Source organism: Nocardioides halotolerans DSM 19273 (assembly GCF_000422805.1).
Taxonomy (GTDB): Bacteria; Actinomycetota; Actinomycetes; order Propionibacteriales; family Nocardioidaceae; genus Nocardioides; species Nocardioides halotolerans.
This window is the reverse complement of sequence record NZ_AUGT01000012.1, coordinates 315,465-326,734: the sequence shown is the minus strand read 5'-3', so window position 1 is coordinate 326,734 and position 11,270 is coordinate 315,465. Positions and strand designations below refer to the sequence as shown.

The window sequence follows — 11,270 nt, the reverse complement described above, 5'->3', positions numbered from 1 at the left end:
TCCTCGGCCGCCGGATCCTCGAAGTCACCTCCCCCGAGACCGCCGACGCCCACGAAGCCACACTCCTCGAACGAGAAGAACAAGCCGCCGCCGCAGCGACCCGGCTGACCATCTGGGACGACGGACACGGCAAGACCCACGGCCGCTTCACCCTCGACACCCTCACCGGCGCCATGCTCAAGAAGCACCTGTTCGCCCTCGCCGCCCCCAGACGCCAGGCCAGCAAGGGACCGCTCGGGGAACGCAAGCCCACCCCGCAACGCCTCGGACAAGCCCTCGCCGAGCTCATCCAGCGCTACCCCAAGAACCATCTCCCGAAGGCCGGCGGCCTCAACGCCACCGTCGTCGTCACGATGACGCTCGACGCGCTCGAGGGCCGACTGAAGGCCGCGCGGCTCGACACCGGCGAACGACTCTCCCCCGGCGCCGCACGGCGGCTCGCCTGCGAAGCCGGCGTCATCCCCGCCGTCCTCGACGGCAAGTCCCACGTCCTCGACCTCGGCCGCAAGAACCGCTTCGCCTCCGAGGCCCAACGCATCGCCAAGACCATCGAAACCCGCGGCTGCGAGATCGACGGCTGCGACTGGCCACCCGGCATGACCCACACCCACCACCAGAAACGCTGGACAGACGGCGGCAAGACCAACCTCCGCGACCTCATCTCACTCTGCCCCCACCACCACGCACGAGCCCACGACCCCCGCTACCACCTCGACCAACTCCCCACCGGCAAGTACACCTTCCACCGACGCAGGTGAGCGGCAAGCGCCCGATACTTGCCCGGTGACGGCGCTGCTCACCGAGACCTCGACCGCCCTCACCGCGGCGGCCTTCGTCGCCGGGGCGGGCACGGTGGTGCGCACGTTCGACCACCACACGCAGGACTCGGGCAACGTCTCGTGGCTGGTGGAGGCCGATGGGGAGCGGGTGTTCGTGAAGTCGGCCGGACCCGTGGAGCCGCTGCCTGACGTGCCGGTGCCGGCGCTCGACCACGCGGGCCGGGTCGCGCTGCTCGAGAACGCCGTCCGGCTGGCGCGCTCGTGCGACCACCCCGCGCTGGCGACGCTCCGCAACGTCGTCGCCACGGGCAGCGGGCCGGCGCTGGTCTACGACGCCGCGCCGGGTGAGCTGGTCGGCGTGCCGCGCGCGCAGCGGAGCGACCCGCGCTCGGCGTACCAGAGGTTCGGCCACCTGCCGGCGGAGCGGATGCTGGCAGTGCTCGACACCCTCATCGACGTGCACGTCGACCTCGCCGAGCTCGGCTGGGTCGCGTGCGACCTCTACGACGGCTGTCTGATCGTGGCGCCGGACGACCGGCTCACCGTGGTCGACCTCGACACCTACCACCCCGGGCCGTTCACCAACACCGTCGGGCGGATGTTCGGCTCCGACCGGTTCATGGCGCCCGAGGAGCGCACGCTGGGCGCCGCCATCGACCAGCGCACGACGGTCTTCACCCTTGGCCGGCTGGTCACCCACTTCGCGACCCGACGGTCGCCGGGCTCGCCGCTGCGTGGGCCGCCGCCCGCTAGCCGGCGCTCGGGGCCGGCGCGCCGGCCTTGCCGGCCTCGGCGTAGCTGCGCACGACCGAGATCGTCAGCGGGAAGTCGAGGTCGAGGTCGCGGAAGAGCAGCCCCGCAGCGGTGGCCGCCGCCTGTCGCGCCTCCTGCGTGACCGCGTCGGCCAACGTCGCCGGGGTGTGCACGACGACCTCGTCGTGGAGGAAGAACACGAGGTGCGGCCGGTGGTCGAGAGGTCCGTCGCCGAGACGCCAGAGCCGGTTGCGGAGGTCGGCGATCCAGCAGAGCGCCCACTCGGCGCCGGTCCCCTGCACGACGAAGTTGCGGGTGAACCGCCCGTAGGCCCGGCGCTGCCTGGCCAGGCCGTCGGGGTCGGCCGGCGGGTCGTCGGGGTCGCGGTCCCAGGCGTCGCCGAGACCCGGTGAGCCCCGGCCGAGCAGCGTGCGCACCACCTGGCCGCGCTCACCCGCGCGCGCGGCCTCCTCCACGAGCCCGAACGCGTCGGGGTAGCGGCGGGTGAGGCCGGCAACCATCCGTCCGCTCTCACCGCTGGTGGCGCCGTACATCGCGCCGAGCAGGCCCAGCTTCGCGTCGTTGCGGCTGGCCACGGCACCGTCGTCGACCATGCCCTGGTAGAGGTCGGCCCCGCGGGCCGAGCGCGCCAGCGCCCGGTCACCGCTCATGCCGGCCAGCACCCGCGGCTCCAGCTGCGCCACGTCGGCCACCACCAGCACCCAGCCGTCGTCGGCGACGGCAGCCGGCCGGACCAGCGCCGGCACGGACAGCGCGCCCCCGCCGTTCGACGACCAGCGCCCGGTGGTCGAGCCGGCCGGCTGGTACGACGGCCGGAACCGCCCACCGCTCACCCACTGGTCGAGCCACGCCCACCCGTTGGTCGCGAGGAGCTGTGCGAGCTGCTTGTACTCCAGCAGCGGCCCCACCGCCGGGTGCTCCAGCCTGCGCAACGTCGACGCCCGCACGTCGGGCACGTCGAGACCGACCCTGTGCAGCGCGTCCATCAGCTCGGGCCGGGAGTCGGGGTTGAGGTCGGGTGCCCCCAGCGCATCGCGCACCTCGGCGACGAGGGCCTCGAGCCTCTGCGGCCGGGCGCCGCGCAGCGGACGCGGCCCGAGAAGCTCGGCGAGCAGCGCCTCGTGGATCTCCGCGCGCCACGGCATCCCGGCCCAGGTCATCTCGGCCGCGACGAGGGCGCCCGACGACTCCGCGGCCAGCAGCAGCCGGAGCCGGGCGGCCTCCGGCGACGCTGCGACGGCGGCGAGCTGGCGGTCGTCCTCGAGGTGGGCGCGGAGGTGCTCGGTGGCGTCGTCGACCACGAACAGGGCCGCCTCCGTCGGTGTGCTGGGCCCGAGCCGGTCCCAGAGTTCCGACTCCGGCCCCGACAGCAGCCCGGGGTCGACCGCCGGCGCCCGGCGGAGCAGGTGGTGGCCGAGCCTCAGGTCGTGGCAGCGCTCGATGCGCACCCCGGCGGCCAGCAGGGGTGGGTACCACCGCGCGGTGTCGTCCCACACCCACCGCGCCGCGCCGTCCTCGCGCTCCTGTGCGAACGCCGGCAGCCCGGCCAGCTCGAGCGTGTGCTCGTCGTCGCCGTCGCGCACCCGGACGCGGTCGCCCGGGAGGCGCGAGAGCGAGATCCGGACCACGAGGAACACCCTGACACCCGGCAGCGACACCCGGCAGCGACACCCGGCAGCGACACCCGCCGACCTCAGAACCGCGGCAGCGCGACCGGTCCCGGTGCGTGGGCCGCACCGCGCTGGAGCTGCGCGAACGACGCGGAGCACCGGCCGTGGTCCTGGAGCGGGCGGCGGGTGGGGTCGCGCGGGTCGCGGCGGGCGACGTCGTAGCGGCACCGGGCGTCGAGGTCGGGGATGAGCGCGAGGCGGAGCTCGCCGTTGCGGATCACCTCGGTGAGGCTGCCGAGACCGGGTGCGTAGGACTGCAGCAGGGCACGCAGGTGCGGGTCGTGGGCGACGAGCTCGTCGGTGAACGGCAGGGCAGTGTCGAGGAAGCCCGGCAGCACCGACGCGACGTCGCGGATCAGTCCGCGCAGCTGCTTGACCTCCGCCGGCGTACGCCGCAGCGTCGCGCGGAGCTCGGGGTCGTAGTCGCGGAGGAACGCCGCCAGCTCGCGTGACGAGCGCGCGAGCGCGCGCAGGTCGCCGGCGGAGGACACGGGCAGGTCGAGGACCGGCCCCGAGCCGCGCAGCAGCCGCTCGGTCTGCGGCCAGGCCCGGTCGAGGTCGGTCAGCACGGCCTGGCCCTGGTCGAGCAGGTTGCCGAGGTCCTCCCCCGTGCCGCCGAGGCCGGTGGAGAGCGCGACCAGGAGCCGGCGCAGCTTGCGGGCGTCGATCTGGTCGAGCACCTGGCCGACGGCGAGAACCGTCGACGACAGGCTGGCCGGGATGTCGGTGGCGTCGGCGACGACCCGGTCGCCGTCGCCTAGGTAGGGACCGGACGAGGTGGTCGGCTGGAAGTCGAGGTACTGCTCCCCCACCGGCGACAGCGACCGCACGCGTGCCTGCGTGCCGCGCGGCACCTGCGCGTCACCGGCGAGCGACACGGTGGCCTCGGCGCCGGTGCCCGTCGCGACGATGCGGGTCACCTTCCCGACCTTCACGCCGCGGTAGGTGACCACCGACCCCTCGAACAGCCCACCGGTCGCCGACAGCTCCACGGTCACGCGGTCCGGCCGCGACGTGAGCGGCTCGTCGAGCACCGCGCCGAAGAGGTAGGCGATGCCGACCACGAACACCAGGAGCACGCCGACCGCGCTCAGGTAGAGCCGGTCGCGGAACACCGCCGGCACCCCGCTCATCGCGCTCCACCCCCGAACCGAGGCGTGCCCGCGCGCAGCTGCACGCCGAGCTGTCCCAGCAGCCCGTCGACGATCTCGCCGAGGTCGGGCAGGGTCACGCCGTCGAGGTGCAGGTCGAGCGCGGTGCTCAGGTAGTCGCCGGGCACCACCGAGTCGAGCGAGTGCGACAGCCGCACCAGCGCGTCGAGGGACTCTGCGTAGGTGTCCTTGTGCCTGGCGATCTCGGCCAGCACCGGCTCGACCTCGCGGATCGTGGTCAGCAGCTGGCGCCGGGTGCGCCCCACGAGGTGGTCGGCCGAGCGGGCGAACCTCTCCACCTCGCGCAGGAGCGCGGTCAGGTCGGGCGTGTTCTCGCGCAGCACCTTCGCGGCCGGCCTGAGGTCGCGCAGCGCGGCGTCGATGACGTCCTGCCGCCGCTGCAGCTCGGCGGACACGTCCGCGAGCCCGCGCAGCGCGCGGTCGACGTCCCCGGTGGTGCCGTTGGCCTCGGTCAGGAACACCCGGGTCTGCTCGAGCAGGTCGCGGAAGGTGCCCTCGCGGCCACCGAGGGCGGCGTTGAGCTCCTTGGTGACCGTCTGCAGCTGCCCGAGACCGCCGCCGTTCACCAGCAGCGAGGCCTGCGACAGGGCGTCCTCGACCGTCGGCGCGGTCGTCGTGTCCTTCCTCGTCAGCACGGCGCCCGAGGCGAGCACCGGCCCGTCCGGCGGGTTCGTGACGTCGACGAACAGCTCGCCGAGGGGCGTCGTGTAGCGCAGGCGCGCGGTGGCGCCCTCGCGCAGCCGCGCCGACTTCTCGACGACCAGGGTCGCCCGGGCCCGGAAGTCACGCGCCTCGACCTTCTCGACCTTGCCGCTGTCGACGCCGTTCACCTTGACCGTCGCTCCGGTCGCGAGGTTGAGCGCCTCGTCGAAGTCCGCCTCGATCGTGACGGTCTCGCCCTCGACGCCGGTGCCCGGCAGGGGTACGTCGCCGAGGGTCGTGCTGCACCCGCAGGTCAGCACGAGCACGAGCAGCGCCCACCCGGCCCGGGAGACCATCACCACCACCCCCGCTGCACCTGCGCGACCGACCGCGGCACCTGCGGGTCGGTGCCGAGGACCAGGTCGCAGAGGTGGGCCGGCAGGCTCGGGCAGACGTCGCTGAGCTGACCCCCGAGCGGCGAGAGGATCGTCGGGTCGATCCGCATCGGCACCCGGCCGTGGTCGTTGGTGCGCTCGAGGTTCTGCAGCGCCAGCGGCATCACCTCGAGCACCTCGGCGAGCTGCTGCTGCTTGGCCAGCAGCGCGTCCATGACGTCGGCCGAGCCGTTCATGGCCTTGACGAGCTGCCGCTTGTTCTTCACCGCGAACGCCGCGACGGTGTGGACCGCCCGGTCCAGCGCCCGCAGGGAGTCGCGGAACTCGGTCCGCTGGTCGTCGAGGAGCGCGCTGCCCTGGGCGACGCGACGCAGGAACTTCCGCACGGTCTGCTCGTTGCCGTTGATCGCCGCCACCAGCCGGTCGAGCGAGTCGAGGGTCGCGACGATCTCGCCCCGCTGGGCGCTCACGTCGGTCGCCGCCTGGGACAACGTCGTGATCGTCTCCTGGAGCTGCGGACCCTGGCCCGAGAACGCCGCGTCGCCGGCCTCCACGAACCGCCTGATCGCCTTCGTGGTCTCCTTCGACCCCGCGATGCCGGTGGCGAACTCGTCGATCGTCGCGAGCACCTGGTCGAAGTCGACCGGGGTGCGGGTCGCGTCGACCGCGATCGTCGCGCCGTCGCGGAGCCGTGGGCCGCCGTCGTAGACCGGGGTCAGCTCGATGTAGCGGTCGGTCGCCACCGAGCGCGCCACCACCACGGCTCCCACGTCGGCGGGGACGGGCTGGTCGGTCTCGAGCTCGAGGGTGACCTTCACCCGGTCGCCGTCGGGCTCGATGTCGGTGACCTTGCCGACCGGCACGCCGAGAATGCCGACGTCGTTGCCGGTGAACAGCCCCGCCGAGTCGGTGAAGTACGCCGTCACCGTCAGGTGCCTCGGCCCGCCGGGCGCGTCCGGCACGCAGGACCCCGTCACCACCGCGAGCACGGCGACCAGGAGCACGGTCAGCGCCTTGCGGGCGGTCATCGGCAGTTCCCGAGCGCGCAGCTGGCGTCGTCGGCCGGCAGCGCCGGGCTGTTGAGGAAGAGGTCGAGGTACGGGCCGTTGCCGGTCGCGTTGGCGACGTAGCGCACCGCCGGCGCCATCTCGGTGAGCACCGCCTGGAGCCGCCGATCCTGCCGGCGCAGGGAGCCGAGCGCGCTGTTGAGGTCGCGCAGCGCGGGGTCGAGGTCGCCGCGCGTCTGCCGGACGACCTGGTCGAGCGCGTCGGCCAGCCCCGTGGTCTCGACCAGCAGCTGGTGGATCGCCTCGCGCCGGTGCACCACCTCCTCGATCACGAGGTTCGCCGACCGCATCAGGGCGAACAGGTCGTCGCTGCCGGCGTCGAGCTGGTCGCTCACGCCGCGCGCCGCCCGCAGCAGTCGGCCGGTCTGCTCGCTGCGCGTGCTGATCACCTCGGAGAGCTGCGCGATCCCCTCGAGCGCCGGACCGACCTCCTCGCTGGAGCTGCCCAGCGCGTCGCTGGTGGCCGTGAGCGCCCGGGCGAGCAGGACGGGGTCGAGCCGGTCGAGGGCCTCGGTGCCCTGCTCGAGGACGTCCTGCAGGTTGTAGGGCACCGAGGTGCGCTCGAGAGGGATGGTGGAGCCGGCGAGAGACCCAGGCCCCTGCGGGTCGACCTCGAGGTAGTGGGTGCCCAGGAGGGTCGCCACCTTGACCTCGGCGGTCGTCTCCCTGCCCAGACGGATGCCCGAGTCGAGCGTGAAGCGCACCTCGACGTACGTCGCCTCGTCGGCGCCGCCGAGCCCGACCGAGCGGACCTCGCCGACCGGCACGCCGTGCACCTGCACGTCCTCGCCCGCCCGCAGCCCGGCGGTGTGCTCCAGCACCGCGGTGTAGGTCGTGGTGCCGAACGACATCGTGCTCAGCAGCACCACCCCGGCGGCGACCAGGCCGCCCACGACGAGCGCGACGATGCCGATTCGGAACGGGTCCCGCTCGGAGAGGACACTCACCGGCACACCGCCGAGTGCTTGTCCGTGCTGCCCGCCGGGTTGATCTCGTCCTCCGCGTCGCCGACCGCGAACGTCATCGAGCAGAGGAAGACGTTCATCGCGTTCTCGTACGACGTCAGTCGGCCCAGCGCGCCGATCGTGCCGCCGAAGCTCTCGAGCGCCCGGTTGAGCCGGCCCTTCGTGCGGGCGAGCAGGTCGGCCACCTCGACGAACCGCCGGGTCGCTCGCACCAGCGGCGCCCGGGCGTCGTCGAGCAGCGACGACGTGGAGCCGACCAGCCGCGCGACGCCGTCGATGGACGCGCCGATCGCCTTGCGGTCGCGGGCCAGGCCGTCCATCAGCCGGCGCAGCTCGAGCACGGTCGACTCGATCTCGGTGCCGCGGCCCTGCAGGTGCTCGAGCACCGGCGTGAGGTTCTGCAGCACCTCGCCGATGACCGCGTCGCGGTCGGCGACGTACGTCGTGAGCTGCGTGGTCTGCTGGAGCAGCTGCTCGACGGTGCCGCCCTCGCCCTGGAGCACCTGCACGAGCGAGCTCGCCAGCTGGTTGACCTCGCTCGGCTGGAGCACCTCGAACAGCGGCCGGAAGCCGTTGAGCAGCTCGGTCAGGTCGAAGCCGGGGTCGGTGCGGCCGAGCGGCACGGTCGCGCCGGCCCTCAGCTCGTCGCCGCGCGGGCCGCTCTGCACGAGCGCGAGGTACCGCTGGCCGAGCAGGTTCTGGTACCGCATCACCATCCGCGTCGTGTCGAGCAGCGCCTGGTCCTCCTCCAGCGCGAAGCCGACCCGCGCACCCTGCTCGGTGACGTCGATCGACTCGACGCGGCCGACCCGCACGCCCGCAACCCGGACGTCGTCGCCGACGCGCAGGCCGCTGACGTCGCTGAACTCCGCGTCGTAGTCGCGGGTGTCACCTACCAGCCCGTGGCTCATCGTGTTGAGGAGCACGACCAGCAGCAGCACCGAGGCGAGGGCGAACGCCGCGAACTTGGCGGCGGTCGTCCGGAGGCCGGTCACCGGCTCCGCCCGTACGCCGGCCGGTCGGCCGGCCCGTAGTAGGGCGGCGCGTCGAAGCGGAGCACCGCGTCGGTCTGGAGGGCGCCGTCCTCGACCGCGCTGGCCACGGCGGCCGCGACCCGGATGTTGGTCAGGAGCGCGCCGGTGAAGCCCAGGCGGCGGTTGTCGTAGACCGCGTCGACCAGCCGCGCGGCGTTGTCGATGAACCGCGCGAGGTCGTCGCCGTTCGCGCGGATGAACGCGTCGGAGTCGCCGGCGAGGCCCGTGCCGCCCGCGAGGACGGCCTCGATCGCGGCCTGCTCGTCGACGATCGTGCGCGCGGTGACCAGCCCGTCGTCGGTCGCCTGCAGCAGGTCCGGTGCGACCTCGCGGACGACCTCGAGCCCGTCGGCCAGCCTGCGCAGGTCGTCGCGGACCAGCGGCATCGCCGGGTTGAGCTTGCGCAGGTAGGCGTCGAGCACCTCCGCCGTCGCGCCCAGCCGCTCCCCGCGGTCGTGCAGCGCGACCGCGGCGGCGCCGATCGTGGTGGCGAGCTCGGCCGGGCCGAGCGCCTTGACCAGGGCGTCGATGTCGTCGAGGGCCTGCTGGAGCTCGACGGTGTCGGTCGAGGTGTCGGCCGGCACCACGGCCCCGGCGCGCAGCGACGACCGTCCCGGCTCCGTCGGCGGCACCAGGTCGACGTACGACGTGCCGAAGACCGTCGCTGGCAGGATCCGGGCCACGACGTCGCCGGGCACGTCGCGCAGCGACTCCTCCGGCAGCCGCAGCGCCACCCGGACGGTCCCGTCGGGAGCCCGGCCGATGCCGGTGACCCGCCCGACGATGACGCCGCGCAGCTTGACGTCGGACCCCGACCGCAGCGAGCCGCCGGCGTTCGTGACGTCGGCGTAGACCTCCGGGTCGCCGCCCCAGCGACCGCTGGAGCGCAGGTAGACCGCCGCGAGCAGCAGCGCGATCGCCACGAGCGCCACCAGCCCGCGGCCGGCCAGCTCGTGGCGCGCCGGCTCCCGGCGGCCGCTCACCCGCTCACCCGGAACCCCGAGTCGCCGCCCCAGAAGACCAGCGTCAGCACCATGTCGAGCAGGACGACCACCACGATGCTGGCGCGGATCGCGGCCCCGGTCGCCTCGCCCACCGACTGCGGGCCGCCGTGGACCTTGAAGCCGTACCAGCAGTGCAGGAGCGTGATCGCGAAGGCGAAGATGACGATCTTGACCATCGAGAGGCCCACGTCGCGGCCCTGGATGAACGTCGAGAAGTAGTGGTCGTACTGCCCCGGCGACTGGTGGAAGATCATGACGACCGAGAGCATCGAGGCGAGGTAGGAGCCGAGGAGCCCGACGAGGTAGAGCGGCAGGATCGCCACCATGCACGCGATGGTCCGGGTGGTGACCAGGTAGCGCATCGGGCTGACCGCCATCACCTCGAGCGCGTCTACCTCCTCGTGGATGCGCATCGACCCGAGCTGGGCGGTGAACCGGCAACCCACCTGCGAGGCGAGGGCGAGCGCGGCGATGAGCGGCGCGAGCTCGCGGGTGTTGGCGCTCGCGGAGATGAAGCCCGTCAGCGGCGCCAGCCCGACCAGCTCGAGGCCGTTGAACCCCTCGATGCCGAGCGAGGTGCCGGCCGAGAGCGAGAGCAGCACCATCACCCCGACGGTGCCGCCGCCGACCACCAGGGCGCCAGAGCCCCATGCGATGTCCTTGATCTGGCGCAGCACCTCGGCGGGGTAGAGCCGCAGCGTGGACGGCACGTTCCGCACCGCGACCCAGGCGAACGACGCGAACGAGCCGAGTGCGGCGAGCGCGTCGAGCACGCCGTTGGTGGCGCCGACGATCCCGCCCCCCACGATGCCCGCACCGGCACCGGTGGCGGAGCGGCCGCTCACGCGATCCCCTGGGGCACCAGCATGACGTAGGCCTGGGTGAGGGCGACGTTGGCGGCCGCCAGCAGGATCACGCTCAGCACGACCGCCTGGTTGACAGCGTCGGCGACGCCCTTGGGACCGCCCCGGGCGGAGAGGCCCTTGTGGCAGGCGACCACGGTGGCGATGAAGCCGAAGACCAGCGCCTTGAGCTCCGCGAGGAACAGGTCGGTGGGCTGGCTGAACGACATGAACGAGTCGAGGTAGGCACCCGAGCTGATCGTGCCGCCGCCGACGTTCATCGCGAACGCCGTGACCATGGCGGTCATCGCCACGACCACGGTGAGCAGCAGCGCGACGACCAGCGCCGCCACGACCCGCGGCGCGACCAGCCGCTGCACGGGCGAGATGCCCATGACCTTCAGCGCGTCGATCTCCTCGCGGACCGTGCGCGCGCCGAGGTCGGAGGTGATCGCGGACCCGACCGCGCCGGCGATCATCAGACTGGTCACCAGCGGCGCCCCCTGTCGGAGCACGCCGATGCCGTTGACCGCGCCGCTGAACGACGTCGCCCCGATCTGGGCCGCCACCGCGCCGATCTGCACCGACGTGATGACGCCGAACGGGATCGCGACCAGGATCGTGGGCAGCAGCGAGACCCGGGTCATGAACCACGCCTGCAGCAGGAACTCCGACCACGAGAACCTGCCGCGCACCACGTCGGCCACGATGCAGACCACCGCGTCGACCGCGAGCGTGACGAGCTGGCCGGTCGTGACGATGCCGGCCCGGAACCTGCCAGCCAGCCCACCGACCGCGCCGCCCGCGGGCGTGCTCCTGCGCCGTGGCAGCTCCGGGACCTCGGGGAGCGGCTCTGGCGCAGTCGTCGCGGTCACTCGTGTCCTCCGGTGACGGGGGTCACGTCTGTAACGCCCTGTCACACACAG

At 73.4% G+C, this 11,270-nt stretch carries 10 protein-coding genes; 1 reads left to right on the top strand and 9 read right to left on the bottom strand.

The genetic code is table 11. The features are described 5' to 3' along the window. Positions 1-758, top strand: a 758-nt coding sequence (locus G514_RS0104475; RefSeq protein ID WP_028650776.1) for an HNH endonuclease signature motif containing protein, incomplete at its 5' end; no start/stop codon positions are given. 770 nt (positions 759-1,528) lie between these two features. Here the strand turns inward: G514_RS0104475 and G514_RS0104465 are convergent. The 9 genes from G514_RS0104465 to G514_RS0104425 all read right to left on the bottom strand — a co-directional run bounded on the left by G514_RS0104465 (position 1,529) and on the right by G514_RS0104425 (position 11,219). Then, a complete protein-coding gene (locus G514_RS0104465; protein WP_028650775.1) occupies positions 1,529-3,181 on the bottom strand; it encodes a bifunctional 3'-5' exonuclease/DNA polymerase in 1,653 nt (550 codons plus the stop codon). A gap of 65 nt (positions 3,182-3,246) precedes the next feature. Beyond that, positions 3,247-4,356, bottom strand: coding sequence for an MCE family protein (locus G514_RS28970; RefSeq protein WP_028650774.1), 1,110 nt, complete (start codon positions 4,354-4,356; stop codon positions 3,247-3,249). After that, on the bottom strand, positions 4,353-5,393 hold the full coding sequence (locus G514_RS0104455; protein ID WP_245582099.1) for an MCE family protein: 1,041 nt from the start codon (positions 5,391-5,393) through the stop codon (positions 4,353-4,355). The genes G514_RS28970 and G514_RS0104455 overlap by 4 nt, the downstream gene beginning before the upstream one ends. Beyond that, entirely contained in the window at positions 5,393-6,460 is a 1,068-nt protein-coding gene (locus G514_RS0104450; RefSeq protein WP_028650772.1) for an MCE family protein, read from the bottom strand. The genes G514_RS0104455 and G514_RS0104450 overlap by 1 nt, the downstream gene beginning before the upstream one ends. Continuing rightward, complete coding sequence (locus tag G514_RS24875; protein WP_169576303.1) at positions 6,457-7,446, bottom strand: MCE family protein; 990 nt, start codon at positions 7,444-7,446, stop codon at positions 6,457-6,459. Before G514_RS24875 ends, G514_RS0104450 begins: the two co-directional genes overlap by 4 nt. Next, positions 7,443-8,459: an MCE family protein gene (locus G514_RS24870; protein ID WP_051246731.1), complete on the bottom strand. Its 1,017-nt coding sequence runs from the start codon at positions 8,457-8,459 to the stop codon at positions 7,443-7,445. Before G514_RS24870 ends, G514_RS24875 begins: the two co-directional genes overlap by 4 nt. Beyond that, a complete protein-coding gene (locus G514_RS24865; protein ID WP_051246728.1) occupies positions 8,456-9,481 on the bottom strand; it encodes an MCE family protein in 1,026 nt (341 codons plus the stop codon). Before G514_RS24865 ends, G514_RS24870 begins: the two co-directional genes overlap by 4 nt. Continuing rightward, positions 9,478-10,347: an MlaE family ABC transporter permease gene (locus G514_RS0104430; protein WP_245582095.1), complete on the bottom strand. Its 870-nt coding sequence runs from the start codon at positions 10,345-10,347 to the stop codon at positions 9,478-9,480. The genes G514_RS24865 and G514_RS0104430 overlap by 4 nt, the downstream gene beginning before the upstream one ends. Continuing rightward, the gene (locus G514_RS0104425) at positions 10,344-11,219 is read right to left on the bottom strand and encodes an MlaE family ABC transporter permease (RefSeq protein WP_028650770.1); all 876 of its coding nucleotides are present in this window, start codon (positions 11,217-11,219) and stop codon (positions 10,344-10,346) included. Before G514_RS0104425 ends, G514_RS0104430 begins: the two co-directional genes overlap by 4 nt. Between the last annotated feature and the right edge of the window lie 51 nt (positions 11,220-11,270).

Excerpts from the sequence above, each read along its gene's own strand:
- G514_RS28970 (WP_028650774.1), bottom strand. The coding sequence starts at position 4,356 with ATGAGCGGGGTGCCGGCGGTGTTCCGCGACCGGCTCTACCTGAGCGCG.
- G514_RS0104455 (WP_245582099.1), bottom strand. The coding sequence starts at position 5,393 with ATGGTCTCCCGGGCCGGGTGGGCGCTGCTCGTGCTCGTGCTGACCTGC.
- G514_RS0104450 (WP_028650772.1), bottom strand. The coding sequence starts at position 6,460 with ATGACCGCCCGCAAGGCGCTGACCGTGCTCCTGGTCGCCGTGCTCGCG.